General features: G+C 66.8%; 20 protein-coding genes. 12 read left to right on the top strand and 8 right to left on the bottom strand.

Annotated elements, in window-relative coordinates; all coding sequences use genetic code 11:
* Positions 1-139 precede the first annotated feature (139 nt).
* Positions 140-373 (bottom strand): twin transmembrane helix small protein, encoded by a 234-nt coding sequence (locus WP12_RS14975; protein WP_046194485.1) that lies wholly within the window; start codon positions 371-373, stop codon positions 140-142.
* Between the two features lie 72 nt (positions 374-445).
* Positions 446-1,339, bottom strand: coding sequence for a tRNA glutamyl-Q(34) synthetase GluQRS (gluQRS, locus tag WP12_RS14970; protein WP_046194484.1), 894 nt, complete (start codon positions 1,337-1,339; stop codon positions 446-448).
* 176 nt (positions 1,340-1,515) lie between these two features.
* Here gluQRS and WP12_RS14965 point away from each other — a divergent pair, with 176 nt between their 5' ends.
* Positions 1,516-2,082, top strand: a complete 567-nt coding sequence (locus tag WP12_RS14965) for an HNH endonuclease (RefSeq protein ID WP_046194483.1) — start codon at positions 1,516-1,518, stop codon at positions 2,080-2,082.
* Positions 2,083-2,232: 150 nt separating this feature from the next.
* Positions 2,233-2,550, top strand: coding sequence for a PilZ domain-containing protein (locus WP12_RS14960; RefSeq protein ID WP_046194487.1), 318 nt, complete (start codon positions 2,233-2,235; stop codon positions 2,548-2,550).
* A 112-nt stretch (positions 2,551-2,662) separates the two neighbouring features.
* On the opposite strand, the gene WP12_RS14955 is transcribed toward WP12_RS14960, so the two are convergent.
* Both WP12_RS14955 and WP12_RS14950 read right to left on the bottom strand, forming a co-directional pair.
* Entirely contained in the window at positions 2,663-3,820 is a 1,158-nt protein-coding gene (locus tag WP12_RS14955) for a M14 family metallopeptidase (protein WP_046194482.1), read from the bottom strand.
* Entirely contained in the window at positions 3,817-4,437 is a 621-nt protein-coding gene (locus tag WP12_RS14950; protein WP_052730405.1) for a DUF4136 domain-containing protein, read from the bottom strand. Before WP12_RS14950 ends, WP12_RS14955 begins: the two co-directional genes overlap by 4 nt.
* A gap of 263 nt (positions 4,438-4,700) precedes the next feature.
* Here WP12_RS14950 and ykgO point away from each other — a divergent pair, with 263 nt between their 5' ends.
* Positions 4,701-4,826 (top strand): type B 50S ribosomal protein L36, encoded by a 126-nt coding sequence (gene ykgO, locus WP12_RS14945; protein WP_003046794.1) that lies wholly within the window; start codon positions 4,701-4,703, stop codon positions 4,824-4,826.
* Between the two features lie 2 nt (positions 4,827-4,828).
* The gene (locus WP12_RS14940; protein ID WP_327196229.1) at positions 4,829-5,452 is read left to right on the top strand and encodes an HAD family hydrolase; all 624 of its coding nucleotides are present in this window, start codon (positions 4,829-4,831) and stop codon (positions 5,450-5,452) included.
* Positions 5,453-5,657: 205 nt separating this feature from the next.
* Here the strand turns inward: WP12_RS14940 and WP12_RS26485 are convergent, their stop codons facing one another.
* Complete coding sequence (locus WP12_RS26485) at positions 5,658-6,071, bottom strand: hypothetical protein (protein ID WP_046194480.1); 414 nt, start codon at positions 6,069-6,071, stop codon at positions 5,658-5,660.
* Between WP12_RS26485 and WP12_RS14930 the strand changes: the two genes are divergently transcribed.
* Positions 6,048-7,043 carry a hypothetical protein gene (locus WP12_RS14930; protein WP_046194479.1) on the top strand — a complete coding sequence of 332 codons (996 nt, stop codon included), beginning with the start codon at positions 6,048-6,050 and terminating at the stop codon, positions 7,041-7,043. The genes WP12_RS26485 and WP12_RS14930 overlap by 24 nt on opposite strands.
* 177 nt (positions 7,044-7,220) lie before the next feature.
* On the opposite strand, the gene pyk is transcribed toward WP12_RS14930, so the two are convergent.
* The gene (gene pyk / locus WP12_RS14925) at positions 7,221-8,678 is read right to left on the bottom strand and encodes a pyruvate kinase (protein WP_046194478.1); all 1,458 of its coding nucleotides are present in this window, start codon (positions 8,676-8,678) and stop codon (positions 7,221-7,223) included.
* A gap of 204 nt (positions 8,679-8,882) precedes the next feature.
* On the opposite strand from pyk, the gene WP12_RS14920 reads away from it, so the two are divergent.
* The 7 genes from WP12_RS14920 to WP12_RS14890 all read left to right on the top strand — a co-directional run bounded on the left by WP12_RS14920 (position 8,883) and on the right by WP12_RS14890 (position 14,985).
* Entirely contained in the window at positions 8,883-9,146 is a 264-nt protein-coding gene (locus WP12_RS14920) for a DUF2312 domain-containing protein (RefSeq protein WP_046194477.1), read from the top strand.
* A gap of 291 nt (positions 9,147-9,437) precedes the next feature.
* Positions 9,438-10,295, top strand: coding sequence for a 3-methyl-2-oxobutanoate hydroxymethyltransferase (gene panB / locus WP12_RS14915; protein ID WP_046194476.1), 858 nt, complete (start codon positions 9,438-9,440; stop codon positions 10,293-10,295).
* Positions 10,296-10,476: 181 nt separating this feature from the next.
* Positions 10,477-11,172 carry a tetratricopeptide repeat protein gene (locus WP12_RS14910; RefSeq protein ID WP_046194475.1) on the top strand — a complete coding sequence of 232 codons (696 nt, stop codon included), beginning with the start codon at positions 10,477-10,479 and terminating at the stop codon, positions 11,170-11,172.
* Between the two features lie 4 nt (positions 11,173-11,176).
* Positions 11,177-12,511, top strand: a complete 1,335-nt coding sequence (locus WP12_RS14905; protein WP_046194474.1) for a PQQ-like beta-propeller repeat protein — start codon at positions 11,177-11,179, stop codon at positions 12,509-12,511.
* A 319-nt stretch (positions 12,512-12,830) separates the two neighbouring features.
* The gene (gene der, locus WP12_RS14900; RefSeq protein WP_046194473.1) at positions 12,831-14,204 is read left to right on the top strand and encodes a ribosome biogenesis GTPase Der; all 1,374 of its coding nucleotides are present in this window, start codon (positions 12,831-12,833) and stop codon (positions 14,202-14,204) included.
* A gap of 25 nt (positions 14,205-14,229) precedes the next feature.
* A complete protein-coding gene (locus WP12_RS14895) occupies positions 14,230-14,433 on the top strand; it encodes a sulfurtransferase TusA family protein (protein WP_046194472.1) in 204 nt (67 codons plus the stop codon).
* A gap of 120 nt (positions 14,434-14,553) precedes the next feature.
* Positions 14,554-14,985: an Hpt domain-containing protein gene (locus WP12_RS14890; protein ID WP_046194471.1), complete on the top strand. Its 432-nt coding sequence runs from the start codon at positions 14,554-14,556 to the stop codon at positions 14,983-14,985.
* Between the two features lie 160 nt (positions 14,986-15,145).
* Here the strand turns inward: WP12_RS14890 and WP12_RS14885 are convergent, their stop codons facing one another.
* Entirely contained in the window at positions 15,146-16,492 is a 1,347-nt protein-coding gene (locus WP12_RS14885) for a S41 family peptidase (RefSeq protein WP_046194470.1), read from the bottom strand.
* Positions 16,493-16,620: 128 nt separating this feature from the next.
* The coding region (locus tag WP12_RS14880; protein WP_046194469.1) for a murein hydrolase activator EnvC family protein at positions 16,621-17,786 on the bottom strand (1,166 nt) is incomplete at its 5' end.

The following is a 17,786-nucleotide window of genomic DNA, read 5'->3' as shown; positions in this document are numbered from 1 at the left end:
GCTCCTTGAGCGGTTTCAGCGAAGCTGAAACGGCGGTACCGGCCCGCGCCCCCGCCCACCCTCCCGATCCAGCGTAATATATCGGGAGGTTGGGCGGGGGAGCGGGCCGGTACCGACTATCCGCGTGAGCGGATCAAATCTAGCTTCCGCGGCTCATCATCAGCAGGATGATGACGAGGATCACCGCGAGCGCCTGAAAGGCGATGCGCATCCGCATCATCTTGTTCTGCTTGAGCCCCGACTGGCTGACCCCGCCGCCCTTCAGGTCGGCCTCGGTCGTGCGCAGGAAGGCGATAATCCCCCGCACCAGCGCGACGACGGTCGCGACCATGGCGGCGAGGATCAGGATGAAGAAGAATGTGTTGCCGGTCATGGGACGAGTTTAGCGCGTTTAATTTTGTACGTCACCCCAGCCGAGGGTGGGTTTTCGCGAGAGGCTCGCGACCTATGCTCCGTCCCTGGCGCCCGAGATGCCAGCCTGCGCTGGCATGACGATTTGGGTTCGCAACCTCGCCACCAGCTTCTCCGAATCCATACCGTCGTCCCGCATCGACGCGAGGGTCGGCGATCCGGCGCGTTTGGCGAGGCGTTCGCCGTTCGCGTCGGTGAGAAGCGCGTGGTGGTGATAGGCGGGCGTCGGCAGGCCGAGCAGCGCCTGGAGCAAGCGGTGGACATGGGTGGCGGCGAACAGGTCTTCGCCGCGCACCACGTCGCTGATCGCCTGCGCGGCGTCGTCGACGGTCACGGCAAGGTGGTAGCTGGTCGGCGCGTCCTTGCGGGCGAGGACGATGTCGCCGTGGATTTCGGGGGTCGCGGCGATTTCGCCCGCCGTCGCGTCGCGCCAGTGGAGCGGACCGGCGACCGCGGCCGCCTTCGCGACATCGAGCCGCCAGGCGTGCGCCTCCCCCGCCGCGATCCGCGCCGCGCGTTCGGCCCCGGTCAGCGCGCGGCATGTCCCGGGATAGAGCGGGCCATCGGGGCCATGCGGCGCGGCGGCGCTCGCTGCGATCTCGGCGGCGATTCGCGCGCGGGTGCAGAAACAGGGATAGGCCAGCCCCGCCGCACTGAGCCGGTCGAGCGCCGCGGCGTACAGCGGCAGGCGGTGCGACTGGAAAACCGGCTCCTCGTCCCAGCCGATCCCCAGCCAGCGCAGATCCTCGATGATCCCCGCGACATGCTCGGGGCGGCAGCGGACCGGGTCGATATCCTCGATCCGCAGCAGAAAGCGCCCGCCGCGCGCCCGGACGAAATCATGCGCGCGCAGCGCCGACGCGGCGTGGCCGAGATGGAGGCGCCCGGTCGGGCTCGGCGCGAATCGGGAAATTACGCTTTCGGGCATTCGGACTCTTGACGAGGAGTCTGTGGAAATGCTGTCATGCCCATGTCACGCTTTCAGGCGAAAGAGTGGCCACGAGGGCGCGGCCGGTTCGGCCATAGGCGTTCCGGTGTGCGAACGGAAGGCCAGGCAGGAACCGGGTGGGCTCTGCATCTCGTGCGGGAGGCCCTGGTTCGTCCATGTACCACTCCGATCTCATGCGACATCCGGACAGTTGCCCGGCGCTGGTGCTCAACGCCGATTACACGCCGCTGAGCTATTACCCCTTGTCGCTGTGGAACTGGCAGACCGCTATCAAGGCGGTTTTTTTGGAACGGGTCGACATCGTTTCCGAATATGACCGCGAGGTGCATAGCCCGAGCTTCACGATGCGGCTGCCCTCGGTCATCGCGCTGCGCCAATATGTGAAGCAGTCGGAGCATCCCGCCTTCACCCGCTTCAACCTGTTCCTGCGTGATCGCTTCTCCTGCCAATATTGCGGATCGCCGGCGGACCTGACCTTCGACCATGTCATCCCCCGCGCGCAGGGCGGGCGCACGACCTGGGAGAATGTCTCGACCGCCTGCGCGCCGTGCAATTTGCGCAAGGGCGGGCGCACCCCGCGCCAGGCCGGCATGCGCCTGTTCGAGCCGCCGATCCGTCCGACCAGCTGGCAGCTCCAGGAGAATGGCCGCAGCTTCCCGCCGCATTACCTCCACCAGAGCTGGCGCGACTGGCTCTATTGGGACATCGAGCTGGACGCGTAACAATTGCGGCGGCAGGCGAGGATCGGCGGCGGATGGACCGAATGGCCGTTGCCGATCCAGTGCGATCGGACTAAGTAATATCCCGTAGGATGCGGTCGTTTGCGACAGCCATTGCCGGGGGGCAGTGCGATCCGTCCGGGAGAATTGCGTATGTATTCGTCCGAAGTCCTTGTGCGTGACGGCAAAAGCCGCAGGGCCGCGCCGCGCGTCGGCAGCGCGTTCGACACCGACCTGCGCGGCCGTCAGGGCACGGCGCGCTCGCCCTGCCGGATCATCGATATCTCCAGCGGCGGCGCGCGGCTGATGATCTATCAGGACCTTTCGCCCGAAACCTCGATCCAGCTCGCCTTGCCCGGCAAGGGGCTGGTCGACGCGCATATCGTCTGGGCCAATGGCCGCGAGGCGGGGTGCCGCTTCGACAGCCCGATCGATGCGGTGACGGTGACGATGGTACAGGCGAAGAGTTAAGTTTGATCAGGTTACGTCGCCCCGGCGGAGGCCGGGGCCGTCAGCGGCTTTTGCCCCGAGCTTATCGCGCAGAACGGGGCGGCCCCGGCCTCCCCCGGGCGACGACGAGGTTCTAGGAAGCCCTCTCCGGCAATTCGTCCAGCATCTCGTGCAGCGCGCCGAGGCAGTCCGCGCCGAGCTTCTTCGAGCGTTCGGGGGACCAGCCGCGCCGTGCATCGGGCAGGTCCTTATTGTCCTTGAACGGCATCTCCAGCGTCATCGCCACGCAGCCGAAGCGGTTGGCGAGCTGGTTGGTCGACATCGACAGATTGGCCTTGCCCTTGCCCGCGACCGGATAGCCATATTTCGTCTGGAAATCGGGGGTCCGCCGCGCGAGCGTGTCGCGGAAGCGGTGATAGAGCTGGCCCTGTTCGTCGGTCCAGTTCGGGATCCCCTCGAAGCCGGCGATGAATACATAGGGGATCGCCTCGTCGCCATGGACGTCCATCGCGAAGTCGATGCCAGTCTGATCCATGCGCGCGAGGACGTGGAGCACTTCGGGGCTCTTCTCCGCGGTCGGCCCATGCCATTCGCGGTTGAGGTTCACCCCGGCGGCGTTAGTGCGCAGATGACCGCGGCGCGATCCGTCGGGGTTCATGTTGGGGACAATGTGAAAGGTGGCGCGCTGGCGCAGGCTGCGCGCGACCGGGTCATGCGAATCGACCAGGCATTCGAGCGCGCCTTCCATCCACCACTCGGCCATCGACTCGCCGGGATGCTGGCGCGCGTAGAGCCAGACCTGCTTCGGCCCCTCGCCGATCGTCAGCAGGTCGAGGTCCTGCCCGTCGAGGGTGCTGCCGAGCCGCTCATGGATGACGCCGGGCGCGGCGGCGATGCGGCCGACGAGGTCGTGATGCCGCTCCATCGAGTAAGGCGCGAAATAGGCGATCCACAAGCTGTCATGCTCGGGGGTGAAGGCGATCGTCAGCGTGCCGTCGCCATAGCTGGTGGGAAGGCGGAACCAGTCCGCCCGGTCGGCCGAGGCGCAGGCCTGATAGTCCTTCCAGCCTTCGGGATAGGCCGAGCCGCCGGCATTGGCGATGCGCAGCCTCACCGGCGTCCCCTTCGCGCCGGTCAGGCGGAAGTGGAACCATTGGTAGAAATCGGACTGATGATCCTTGACGATGGCGAGGTCGAAGGCGGCATCGCTCTGGGCGGTGACGGCGATGTTGCCGCTGTCGAACGCGCTGGTGATGCTGATCTTGGGCTGGTTCTGGAACTGGTCGGTCATTTGACCGTGATAGTCTCGCCCGACCGGCCGGGAAAGCCCTCGAACAGCGCGGCGGCGAGGCGCGAGACGGCGGCCTCGGGGCTCGCCTGCGGGGTTCCATCGCGCGCAACCGATTCGGCGCGGCCTTCCCAGATCACCGTGCCTTCGGAACGGCGCTTGAGCTGGACCGACAGCTGGGTCAGCACGTCCATGCGCTGCTTCGCCTTGCCGATCGGGAAGCTCACCGATCCGCCGAGGCCGACGCTGGTGCCGCCGCCCCAGCCACCACCGCTGCCGCCGCCCAGCCCGATCGACATCGACGAGCCGCGCGCCTGGCCAGTCGGACGCCACGACCGGCTGACATCCGTCACCGCCACCAGTTCGGACTTGGCGAGATCGGGGGCGATGCCGAAACCGATCCGGTCGAGTTCGCCGCGGATGATCCGCGCATAGCTCTGAAACTCCAGATCCTTCGCCATATTCGGATCGCGCGGCTCGACCGTGACCTGTCCGGGGGCTATCGGCTGGCCGAGATGGAAGCGGGTTACGCGGGTTTCGGGCGACTGCGTCGCGCAGCCCGCGAGGGCCAGCGCGGTGCCGAGCAGAAGGGCTTTGAAAATCAAGGGCTTGCCGATCATATTCTCATCCTTCCGGGCGATGCACCGCATCGAAACGCATCAGTTATGATTTGGGGTGCAATGATTCTGATGCATAGGCAATGAACGGTCCGAATCCTTATCCCGTCACCCCAGACGGCGGCGGTAAAGGGCAACAGACATGAATGCCAGCCTGCGCTGGCATGACGAATTGAGGTGGGTATGGGTTGACTCATTGCGGCCTTCCACATAGGGGACCGCTTCGTTTTTCAACTTACAAGCTTAGAAAGCAGGCGCGTTCAGCCATGAAGATCCGCAACTCGCTCAAGTCCCTGAAGGACCGTCATCGCGACAACCGCGTGATCCGTCGTCGTGGCCGCACCTATGTGATCAACAAGACCAACCGCCGCTTCAAGGCGCGTCAGGGCTGATCATACCGCCTTCGGGTGGCCGTCGCACGCGGGCCGTCATCTTCGATGTCGGCAATGTGCTCTATGACTGGAATCTCCGGCAGTTCTTTGAAAAGCTCGTGGGCGACCACGAGCTTGAACTGTTTCTGCGCGAGGTCGTCACGCTCGACTGGCACGGCCAGCACGACGCCGGCCGCCCGTTCGCCGAGACCAGCGCCGAACTGACCGCCGCCTGGCCGCGCTTCGCCGACGCGATCGCCGCCTTCGGGCCGCGTTTCTCCGACACCGTCACCGGGCTGCTGCCCGGCATGGGCGAATTGGTCCGCGCCCTGCATGCGCGCGGCGTCCCGCTCTATGCGATCACCAATTTCAGCCATGAATTCTGGCCGCCCTTCCGAATGCGCGAGACGGCGATCTTCGACCTGTTCGCCGATATCGTCGTGTCGGGCGAGGAGCGGCTGGTGAAGCCCGATCCGGCGATCTACGCCCTCGCGCTCGATCGTTTCGGCCTCGATGGTCCCGAGGCGATCTTCATCGACGACCGCGACGAAAATATCCGCGCCGCCGAGGCGATCGGGATAAGGGGGCACATTTTCCGCGGCGCGGCGCCGCTCGATGCGGAGCTGCGCGCGCTGGGACTGCTGTAAGCCCGCTGCCCAAAGCCCTTATGACCCGTTGCGGGATTCGTTGGACTACCGAAATGGCGTCGTATTCTATTTGACCCCGAACCGATTTTAGTGATCGTGACTATGGGGTTTTGCGGGGGGACGTTGCCATGATTCTGTTTGATCGCCTGAAGAAGAAATATTCGACCGAAGCGGGCGATCCCCTCGGCGGCGACGCCAACGCCTATCATAGCGAGATCGAACTGGGATCGCGGCAGGAGGCGATCAGCTCCTTCCTCGACGATCTGTCGGCTTCGCTGGTCCAGATCCAGGGCTGGAGACCGAACTGCGCGCCAAGAAGAGCGACCTCTACAGCGAGTTCGCCGAACATAGCCGCGAGCGCGCCGAGTTCATCTCGCTCGCCAAGGCCTATACCCAGACCCGTGAGCAGCTGTCCCAGAAGCTCGAACAGTCCAACGAGATCCAGTTCGAACTGTCGGCGGCGCAGCGTGAGCTCGATCAGGTCAAGGGCGAGCTCCATTATGCCGAGTCCGAGGCGCAGCAGCGCCAGGCCGAGATCCTCCGGCTGGGCAAGGAAGTGCGGCGGGTCGGCGACGAGCTGGCCGAAGCGGTGGCGGTGGCGGACCGCACCAGGCAGCATGTCGCCTGGCTCGAATCCGACAATGCTTCTCAGCGCCGGCAGCTGGGCGAGTTCGAGGAGAAATATCGCGGCCAGGAGGTCAGGCTGCAGGAATCCGGTCAGGCGCTTGCGCTGGCCGAGGCCGATTGCAGCGCGCTGCGCCGCCATGGCGACAATCAGACCAGCGAGATCGGCCGGTTGGCGCGCACCGCGGCCGACCTTGAAGAAACGCTGAGCGGGCAGCAGAAGAAGGTCCAGCTGCTGGAGACCCAGCTGTCGCACGAGCAGGCCGAGACGCGGCGCATCACGCAGGCTTCGGAAGCGGCGACGCTCGCCGCCCGCGCCCAGATCGAGGCCGCCGAGATGCGCGCCGAAACCGCCACCTCGCGCGCCACCCGGCTAGAAAGCGAGAATACCCAGCTTCTCCTGCAATTGCAGGAAGCGAACACCACCGGCCGCGCCACCCAGCGCGACCTGGTCGAGAGCCGCGTCAATGCCGAGCGTCAGGAGGAACGCGTCCGCGTCCTCGAAAGCGAACTGCTTCAGATCCGCGCCGATGCGCAGGCGGCGGGCAATGCGCGCTCGATCGCGGTCGAACGCAGCGACCAGCTGATGGCGACGCTCGACAAGCGCCACGGCGAGATCCAGCTGTTCACCGAGCGCAATTCCGAATTGAAGGACCGGCTAACCAAGCTCGAATCCGAGCACGCCGCCGAGCGCGCGCAGAGCGGCGAGACCCTGCGCCAGCTGACCGAGGCCCATGACCGGCTGCGCGGCGAGCATGCCATCGTCCAGGGCGCGCTCGAAGGCGCCCGCCAGGACCGCGCGCGGGTCGCCGAACAGGTGCAGAAGTTCCTCGTCCAGCAGACCAGCCAGGGGACATTGCCGCCCGACCTGCTCGACCTGTTCGGGCGCGATCCGTCGGACACCGCATCGAACATCCACGTGGTCAGCTCGGGCAAGCGGACGCCCCGGACGAGCGATAACGAATAGGCCCGTCCGTCAGACTGTTGATCGTCATTCCAGCGGAAGCTGGAATCTCGTCCGGCAAGGGCGGAGCAAAGCCGCTCTCGACATCGCGACCATCCGGAGATTCCAGCTTTCGCGGGAATGACGAATCAGGGCAGGGCTGTCGCTTGATGTCGCGACCACGGTCGCGAGCCTTAAGCCTTAAGCGCCATAGCCCTTCAGCTCGTCGCCGGTCAGCCGGACGACATGGATGACATTGGTCGATCCGGGCGTGCCGAAGGGAACGCCTGCGACGATGACGACGCGGTCGCCGGCCTTGGCGAGGCCGTGGCGCAGCGCCATGCGACGGGCCTTGGCGACCATTTCCTCGAAGCTCGCGACGTCGCGGGTGCGGACCGCATGCGCGCCCCAGAGCAGGCCGGTGCGCCGCGCGGTGGCGAGTTTGGGGGTCAGCACCATCAGCGGCACCGAGGGGCGCTCGCGCGCGATGCGGCGCGCGGTCGATCCCGACAGGGTGAAGCAGATGATCAGGCTGGCCGAGACGGTGTCGGCAACCTGCGCGGCGGCCTCGGCCAGTGCGTCGGCGGTAGTCGCGTCGGGGTGCGTTTCGGTGAAGTGGAGCCGCGCGGCATAGCCCGGGTCGCTTTCCACCGACATCGCGATCGCGTTCATCATCGCGACGGCTTCCTCGGGCCATTGCCCGCTCGCCGATTCGGCCGACAGCATCACCGCATCGGCGCCGTCATAGATGGCGGTGGCGACGTCGGACACTTCGGCGCGGGTGGGGCTGGGCGACTGGATCATCGATTCGAGCATCTGGGTCGCGACCACCACCGGCCGGCCCATCCGCCGCGCGGTCTCGACGATGCGCTTCTGCATCGGCGGCACCTGTTCGGGGGGCAGCTCGACGCCGAGATCGCCGCGCGCGACCATCACCGCATCGGCCAGCTCCAATATTTCTTCCAGCCGCTGGACCGCCTGTGGTTTTTCGATCTTGGCGAGCAGCGCCGCCTTGCCGCCGATCAGCTGGCGCGCCTCGGCGACATCCTCGGGCCGCTGGACGAAGCTCAGCGCGATCCAGTCCGCGCCATGTTCACAGGCGAAGGTCAGGTCGCGGCGGTCCTTCACGGTCAGCGCCGCCATCGGGACGATCACGTCAGGGACGTTAAGCCCCTTGCTGTTCGACAGCGCGCCGCCGACCTCGATCAGCGTCTCGATACGGTCGGCGCGGACCGACCGGACCCGCAGCACCAGCTTGCCGTCGTCGAGCAGCAGCCGCGCGCCGGGCTCCAGCGCCTCGAATATCTCCTTATGCGGCAGTTCGACCCGCCTCGCGGTGCCCGGCGTGGGATCGCGGTCGAGGATGAAGGCGCCGCCGGTCGGCAGCTCGGCCGTGCCATCGGCGAATTTGCCGACGCGCAGCTTGGGGCCCTGCAGATCGAACAGGATCGTCGTCGCGCGGCCGAACTCCTTTTCCATCGCGCGGATCGCCTGGATGATCGGCACCTTATCCTCATGCGCGCCGTGGCTCATATTGATGCGGAAGGCGTCCGCGCCGGCGCGGAACAGCTTCGCGATCATCGCCGGCGAGGCGCTCGCGGGTCCCAGTGTCGCGAGCACGCGTACCTTGCGCAGGCGGGGGCTGATCGGATTGTCCATGATGGGTGCCTGTTCTCTCGACGGGTCGGAGGAAGCGGCCTTTCGTAAAAGCAACGGGCGTGAGCGCAAGTAGGGATCCGCCCTGACGGGCCAAAATCGTCGCCGCAATGTCATTGTTCGACGCATCGCCGATTCCCGTTGAGCGCCCGCCCGGCTGGCTCTACAGCCTGCGCCTTCACGAGATTCTGACGAGGTATGCGAATCATGGCCGAAGCCGACACGACCGAAGACAAGGGCAGCATCGCGGCGCAGGAGCTGCGCCTGTTTGTCGAGCGGGTCGAACGGCTCGAGGAAGAGAAGAAGGGCATCGCCGACGACATCAAGGAAGTGATGTCCGAGATGAAGGGCCGCGGCTACGACACCAAGATCGTCCGCAAGCTGATCGCCATCCGCAAGAAGAAGAAGGGCGAGCATGAGGAAGAGGCGATGGTCCTCGAAACCTACATGGCCGCGCTGGGCATGATGTGAGGGCCTTTTGTTGGTGCCCTCAAACGCCGGGCGGCCAGCATCCGCTGGCCTTGGCTTCGCGCCAATAAGGCGCGGCGGCCGCCACGGCTCGCTTCGCGAGCCGATCTCCGCCTACGGACTGCCCCCGGCAGTCCGCGGACCGGCTACGATCCTTGCGGGACATATACATGTCCCGACGCCGAGCTTATCCTTGGAGCCTGCTAGGGCTCCGCAAGGCCGAACGGCCGCCCGAGCTTATGCGAGGATAGCCAAGGTCACGGATGTGACCGCCGGCGCTTGAGGGCAACAAATATGTCCACTTTCCAGATCGACACCGCGACCAGCCGCGCAAATCCGACTCCCGCGCCGATGAAGCGGCTTACCGTGCCCGCGATCCGCAACGCCAAGGGCAAGGACCCGATCGTGGTCCTCACCGCCTATACGATCCGCATGGCGCAGATCCTCGACCCGCATTGCGACATGCTGCTGGTCGGCGACAGCCTCGGCCAGGTGCTGTACGGCCTGCCGTCGAGCGTGCCGGTCAGTCTCGACATGATGATCGCGCATGGCGCGGCGGTGGTGCGCGGCAGCTATCACAGCCTCGTCGTCATCGATATGCCGTTCGGATCCTATGAGGAAAGCCCGCAACAGGCCTTTCGGTCCGCCGCGCGAATCATGAAGGAAACCGGGGCGGCGGCGGTGAAGCTCGAAGGTGGCGAGGCGATGGCCGAGACGGTCGCCTTTCTGGCGGCGCGCGGCATTCCGGTGGTCGGCCATGTCGGGCTCACCCCGCAGGCGGTCAACGCGCTGGGCGGCTATGGCGCGCGCGGACGCAGCCAGGAGGAATATGCCAAGCTGATCGGCGACGCCAAGGCGATCGCGGGGGCCGGCGCCTTCGCGCTGGTTGTCGAAGGCGTAATCGAGCCGCTGGCGATCGAGATGACCCGGGCGATCGACATCCCGACGATCGGCATCGGCGGATCGAAGGAGTGCGACGGCCAGGTGCTGGTGATCGACGACATGCTCGGCATGTTCGACCGGGTGCCGCGCTTCGTGAAGAAATATGCCGAGCTTGCCGAGCAGATCGATAGCGCGGTCGGGCAATATGCCGCCGACGTCCGATCGCGCGCCTTTCCGACGATCGAGCAGACCTATCAGCCGAAGGGGTGATCGCGTCGCCCCGGCGGAGGCCGGGGCCGCCATGCTCTTGGGGCGACGTCACGTTCCCGCCTTGGGCGGCCCCGGCCTCCGCCGGGGCGACGGATCCCTGTTCATTCCCCATATCTATTGACTATGGCACCGCGCGCCGACGCCCGCTAAGAGGGCATCTTCCTGGTACTGGAGATGATGCTTGGCCTCGACGCCGCCCACCGAAGAAGCCTTTCTGCGCGAAGTCGACGACGAGCTGCGCCGCGAGCAGATGCAGACGATCTGGAAGCGTTATGGCCGGCTAGCGCTGATCCTCGTCGCGCTGTCGCTGGCGGCCTTCGCGGCCTTCCTGTTCTGGCGCGCGCAGACCGCCAAGAAGGCCGAAGCGCACAGCGAGCAGATGAGCGCAGCGATCGCCGACATCCAGGCCGGGCGCAAGACCGAGGCCGGTAAGAAGATCGACACGCTGATCGCCGAAGGCGGCAAGGGCTATAATGCCACCGCGCGCTTCACCAAGGCCGCGCTCGCCGTTCAGAATGGCGATGCGAAGGCCGCCACGGCGCTGTATGCCGGCCTTGCCGCCGACGAGAAGGTTGCCCAGCCGTTCCGCGAGCTCGCGCTGATCCGGCAGACGCTGATCGAATATGACAGCCTGCCGCCGCAGCGGGTGATCGACCGGCTGAAGCCGCTCGCGGTCGAAGGCGGCGCCTATTTCGGCACCGCCGGCGAGCTCACCGCGATCGCGCTGATCCAGACCAACCGTACCGCCGAGGCGGGCCGCCTGCTCGCCGCCGTCGCTCGCGACAAGAATAGTCCGGCCTCCCTGCGCGCCCGCGCCGGGCGGCTCGCCTCCAGCCTGGGCGCCGATGTCGGCTCCGGCTCCGCCGACAAGGATTGATTGCATGAACCGTAAGCTTATCGCCCTGGCCGCGGCCATGCTGCTGACGACCACGCTCAGCGGCTGCGGACTCTTCGGCGGCGGCGACAGCAAGAAGCCCAAGACCCCGGTGCTGGGCCAGCGCGTCTCGGTCCTCACCGCCGAATCGGGCGCGGAGATCGATCCCACGCTCGAGGGCGTCCCGGTGGTTCCGCCGACCGAGCAGGTCAATCCCGAATGGCCGCAGCCCGGCGGCAACGCCGCCAAGTCGCTCGGTCATGTCGCGCTGGGCCAGGCGCTCGGCGTCGCCTGGGACCGCAAGATCCCCGGATCGAGCAGCAAGGCGCGGCTTGGCGCGGGCCCAGTGGTGGGCGGTGGCCGGGTCTATGTGCTCGACGTCAATGCGGTGATCCACGCCTTCGACCTGAAGAGCGGCGCGGCGCTCTGGACCCGTGCGGTCGGCGTTCGCGACGACAACAAGGCGTCGCTGTTCGGCGGCGGCGTCAGCTATGACGAGGGCAAGCTCTACGCGACCAACGGCATTGGCGACGCCGCGGCGTTCGACGCCGGCACCGGCAACCAGCTGTGGAAGGTGCGGCCGGGCGGGCCGCTGCGCGGCGCACCGTCGGTCGGCGGCGGCAACGTCTATGTGATGAGCCAGGACAACCAGCTCTTCGCGCTCAAGGACAGCAACGGCGAAATGCTGTGGAATGCCAGCGGCAGCCTGGAAAATGCCGCAGTGTTCGGCGCGGCCGCTCCGGCGATCGGCCAGGGCACTGTCGTCGCGGGTTTCTCATCGGGCGAACTGACCGCCTATCGCTATGAAAATGGCCGGGCCGTGTGGCAGGACTCGCTGTCGCGCACCAGCATCACGACTTCGGTCGCCAGCCTCGTCGACATCGACGCGTCGCCAGTGATCGACCAGGGCCGCGTCTATGCCGTCGGCCAGGGCGGACGCATGGTGGCGATGGACATCCTCACCGGCCAGCGGCTGTGGGAGCTCAACGTCGCCGGCACCAAGACGCCGTGGATCGCGGGCGAATGGCTGTTCGTCGTGACCGACGACGCCAGGCTGCTGTGCATCGCGCGCAACAGCGGCAAGGTGCGCTGGATGACCCAGCTCCCCGCCTTCAAGAACGACAAGAAGAAGACCAAGCCGATCGGCTGGGCGGGCCCGGTGCTCGCCGGCGGGCGGCTGATCCTGACCAGCACCGATGGCGGTCTGCTCAACGTCGCGGTCGAGGACGGCCGGATGGGTCAGGGCATCAAGCTGGGTTCGACGGTCTATCAGCCGCCGGTGGTGGCGGATAACACGCTGCTGGTGCTGACGGATAACGGTAGGCTTGTAGCGTATAGGTAGCCGCTGCGCGGCGCCCTCATACGCCGGGCGCCCACGGATTGCTTTGCAAGCCGATCTCCGGCGGCAGACTGCCCCCGGCAGCCTGCTGACCGCCTACGATCCTCCGCCCTGCTTGGCTTCCTCGCATAAGCTCGGGCGCGCGTTCGCGCTTGCGGAACCTTGGCAGGCTCCGACGGTGACTTCAGCGTCGGTATACGCCAGTATACCGCCAGGCCGAACGGCCGCCGCGCCTTATTGGCGCGAAGCCAAGGCGGGCGGATGCCCGCCGCCCGGCGTTTGAGGGCTAACAAAAAAGACCGGGCCCTTGTAAAGGGCCCCTATGAAGAGATTACCTGTGGTCGCGATCGTCGGCCGTCCGAACGTCGGCAAGTCGACGCTGTTCAACCGTCTGGTGGGCAAGAAGCTGGCGCTCGTCGACGACCGGCCCGGCGTGACGCGTGACCGGCGCGAGGGCGACGCCAACCTGCTCGGCGTCGATTTCAAGATCATCGATACCGCCGGTTTCGAGACCGACGACCCCCAGACCCTGCCCGGCCGGATGCGCGCGCAGACCCAGGCCGCGGTCGAAGGCGCCGATGTCGCCTTGTTCATGATCGACGCGCGCGCCGGGCTGATGCCGCTCGATTCGGAGATCGGCCTGTGGCTGCGCGGCGAGAATACGCCGGTAATCGTCGTCGCGAACAAGGCGGAGGGCAAGGCCGCGGACCATGGGGTCTACGAAGCGTTCAACCTTGGGCTGGGCGAACCGGTGCCGCTGTCGGCCGAACATGGCGAGGGGATCGCCGACCTGTTCAGCGCGCTGTTGCCGTTCATCGACAAGCCGGTCGACGAGTTCGGCGTGACGATCGAGGAAGAGGAAGAAGACGAAGAAGGCGGGCCGCTCAAGCTCGCCATCGTCGGCCGTCCCAATGCCGGCAAGTCGACGCTGATCAACAAGATCCTCGGCGAGCAGCGGATGATCACCGGACCCGAGGCGGGCATCACCCGCGATTCGATCGCGATCGACTGGGACTGGAAGGCGCCCGACGGCACCGTCCGCCCGATTCGGCTGATCGACACCGCGGGCATGCGCAAGCGCGCCAAGGTGCAGGACAAGCTGGAGAAATTGTCGGTCGCCGACGGCCTTCACGCGGTCGACTTCGCCGAGGTGGTCGTGCTGCTGCTCGATGCGACGCTCGGGCTGGAGGCGCAGGACCTGCGCATCGCCGACAAGGTGCTGCAGGAAGGCCGCGCGCTGATCATCGCGCTGAGCAAATGGGACGTCGCCGCCAATCCGCCCTCGCTGTTCCAGGGCATCCGCACCGCGCTCGACGAAGGGCTGGCGCAGGCGAAGGGCCTGCCGCTAATCACCGTATCGGGCGAAACCGGACGCGGCATCGATCAGCTGCTCCAGGTGGCGCACGAGACGCGCGACTCCTGGTCGAAGCGGGTATCGACCGGCATCCTCAACCGCTGGTTCGAAAAGGCGATCGAGGCCAATCCGCCGCCCGCGCCCGGCGGCCGGCGAATCAAGCTGCGCTACATGACACAGGCCAAGACCCGCCCGCCGGGCTTCATCCTATTCGGCACGCGGGTCGATCAGCTGCCCGAAAGCTACCGGCGCTATCTGGTCAACGGCATCAAGCGCGACCTGGGCTTCGGCGCGGTGCCGGTGCGGCTGACCCTGCGCGCGCCCAAAAACCCCTTCGATTGATGTATTGGAGGCAGACCGCGCCGCTATGACCCAGCGCATCGACGCACGAGGCATGCGCTGTCCCTGGCCGGCGCTGCGGCTGGCGCGGGCGATGCGCGAGGGTGGCGGACCGGTTCTGATCCTGGCCGACGATCCGATCGCTCCGGGCGAGATCGCGGCGCTCGCCAAGGCGCAGGGTTGGTCGGTGACGCCCGCGGACGAGGATGCCGCCTGGATCGTCGCGGCTTAGACTTAGGTCTCACGACTAAGGGGAATCCCTGATCGTTTCGGATCCGTCGCGGTAACGCATCATTTACGACCCTGCCCTATGGTCGTGGCTGAAGGCCGAGGTGGCGTGCAGGGAAGAGCTATGGGTCAGACGGGCAACGGCGTGGTGAACTGGACGACGTTCGGCCAGACGCGCGAACTGATCGGCAATGATTTCGCCACCATATTGGGCTATTATCGCGATGACGCCGCGAAGAATGTCGTCGCGGTCGAACAGGCCTACAAACTGCGCGATGCGGTATCGATGGTGCGCCCCGCGCACACGCTGAAGGGCGATTCGCTCCAGTTCGGCGGCGAGGCGCTCGGCAAACTCGCCGAACATATCGAACATAGCGCGCGCCGCTGCGTCGAGGAGCATAGTGCACCCGAGTCGCTCGACGTCGAAATCCTCCAGCTGCGCCCGTTGCTGATCGAGACGCTGGCCCAGTTCGAACGCGAGCTGAAGAGCAGCGCCGTCACCGCGATGCGCCGCCCGGTGGCGGCCGCCGCCGGCTTCGGCCGCAAGCAGGCCTGAACCTTCCACGAGATAAAAACGGCTGGGTAGTTTGTGATCCGCTCACGCGGATAGGCGGCGCCGGCCCGCTCCCCCACCCGGCCTCCCAATCAGTTTACCGTGTGGAGGCCGGGTGGGGGAGCGGGCGGGCACCGCCCGTTTCAGCTATGCTGAACCGAAATCAACGCGCCCCGTGCTTCGCGCCCGCAAGCGCGGTGCGCAGCGCGGGCTGGGCCATGCGGGACAGCGTCTTGACCGCATAGTCGAGCTGGAAATCGTCGACGCCCTGCTTCTTGAGCGCATCGGCGGTCAGGATGAAGCGCGGATCGGTCTTGCCGTCATCCTCGAGCACCTTGTCGTCGATCTTCGCCTCGTTGATCAGGTGGCGGCGCAGATCGGCCTCGCGCAGGCGCGGGCGGCTCTTGTAATCGGCGTCGCTGATCTGCGGCACGAGCAGGTCGGGGGTGATCCCGCCTTCCTGCACCGAACGGCCCGACGGGGTATAATATCGCGCGGTGGTCAGCTTGAGCGCGGTCTCGTCGGACAGTTCGAGCACGGTCTGGACCGAGCCCTTGCCGAAGCTCTTCTCACCCATCACCAGCGCGCGCTTCTGATCCTGCAGCGCGCCCGCGACGATCTCCGCCGCAGAAGCCGAGCCGGCGTCGACCAGCACGATGATCGGCAGGCCATGCGCCAGATCGCCCGACGTCGCATAGCGGCGCTCGATATCGTTCTTCTCGCGGCCGCGCTGCGAGACGATCTCGCCGCGATCGAGGAAGATGTCCGACACCTCGATCGCCTGATCGAGCAGGCCGCCGGGGTTCGAGCGCAGATCGATCACGTATCCGAGCGGATCGCGACCGAGCGACTTCTGGATCCCCGCGATCGCCGCGCGCACCGAATCCCCGGTGTTCGCGTTGACGAAGGTGTTGATGTTGATGATGCCGACCTGATCCTTGACCTCCCACTTGACCGGCTTGAGCTGGATCAGCTCGCGGGTCAGCGACACGTCGAACGGCTTGTCGCGGCCGGGGCGGACGACGGTGATCGCGATCTTCGACCCCGGCTTGCCGCGCATCTGGTCGACCGCCTCGTCGAGCGTGCCGCCGTAGAGCAGCTTGCCATCGAGATGGGTGATATAGTCGCCGGTCTTGAGCCCCGCCTTCTGCGCCGGGGTGTCTTCCTGCGCGGTCATGATCTTGACCGCGCCGTCCTCCATCGTGACCGAGAGACCAAGGCCGCCATAGGAGCCCTGCGTCTGCGTCCGCATATTCTGCCGGTCGCGCGCGTCGAGATAGGCGCTGTGCGGATCGAGGCTGGCGAGCATGCCGTCGATCGCGCCCTTCATCAGCGTGCGGTCGTCGACCTTGTCGACATAGTCGGCGCGAACGCGCTCGAACACGCTCATGAACTGGTCGAGCTCCTTATAGGTGCTCATGTCGACCGCGCTGATCGCGGGGGTGAGAGTGGCGGCCAGCGCGCCTGCGCCGAAAAGTCCAACCGAACGCAACAGGGTTTTCGTCTTCATCAGTGGCTCAATCCCCAGAGGAAACGGCATATCGTACAGGCTTTTCGCGGCGCGGCAAAGCAGACTCGCATCCTGCAATCCTGCATGAACATGGTTATCAAAGATATGAGGGTCAATAAGCCTTCCGGCTAACCCCGACCCAATATCGGCAATATGTCGACCGGCTGGCTGTTGTGGCGCAGTTCGACGGTGATACGCGGGGCGGCGCCGTCGGCGGTGCCGATCGGGCTGCCCTGAATCACCTCCTGGCCGACCTTCACGCGGGGCCGGCGCAGCCCGGTGATCAGCGTCGCCCAGCCATTGTCATGATCGATGATGATGATCCCCGGATAGCTGCGAAAGGGGCCGGCATAGGCGATGCGGCCGCCGGCGGGGGCGACGAGCTGCGCGGCGCGCGCGGTCGCCAGGGTGATGCCGCGCGCACGGACCCCCGAATCGGAAAGCTCGCCCATGCCGGTGACGAGCTTGCCGAGCACCGGCAGCCGATAGGGCGGCGGCGCGTTCGCCTCGGCAGCGAGGCGCATCATTTCGGGCGGCGGCGGCGCGGCGCGGCCGGGAATGGTGGGGCGCAGACGCGGACCATCGAGACTCGCCAGCCGGGTGCGGACATCGGCCTGGCTGCCGAGATCCTCGATCAGCTGGGCGATGTCGCGCGCCTTTTCCCCCATCGCGATCATCCGGTCCTGCTCGGCCATCGCATCGTCGACCAGCCCCTGCGATCGGCGGCGCTGATCGGCTTCGAGCCGGACCAGCGCCAGCCGGCTGATCTCGAGCTGCTTCTGCTCGCGGCGCAGATCGGCGACCGCCATGCCGGCCTGACGCCGCAGCGCGTCGCCACGCGCCACCTCGGCGCGCAGGCCGGCGGTGCGGGCGCGGATCTCGGGCAGGGTCGATCCCAACAGCGCGCGGACATGGACCATGTCATCGACCGAACCGGGCTGGACCAGCGCCAGCGCGGCGGGGCGGCGGGTCATCGTCTGGAGCGCGGCGGTCAGCCGGATGATCGGCCCCTGCCGCTCAGCCAGCCGCGCGCGTTGCCGGGCGCGCAACCGATCGACGATACCGACCTGTGCCTGTGCGGCGGCGATCCGCGCCTCGGCAGCCTGGATCGCGGCGGCGGCGGCGGCCTGTTCGGTGCGCGCTCGCTCGGCGGCGCGGGTCATCGCCCGCGCCTGGCGCTCAAGCCCAGCGGCGCGGCGCTCCGCGGCGGCGGCGTCGCGCTTCGCGAAGAACAGCGCGCGCTGCTGGTCGCGGACGGCGGGGTCGCGATCGAGCGCGGTGGCGGGCGTGAAGG

This window comes from Sphingomonas sp. SRS2 (assembly GCF_000971055.1).
Taxonomy (GTDB): Bacteria; Pseudomonadota; Alphaproteobacteria; order Sphingomonadales; family Sphingomonadaceae; genus Rhizorhabdus.
The sequence above is the reverse complement of the archived record's forward strand: the minus strand, read 5'-3'. Positions and strand labels throughout refer to the sequence as shown.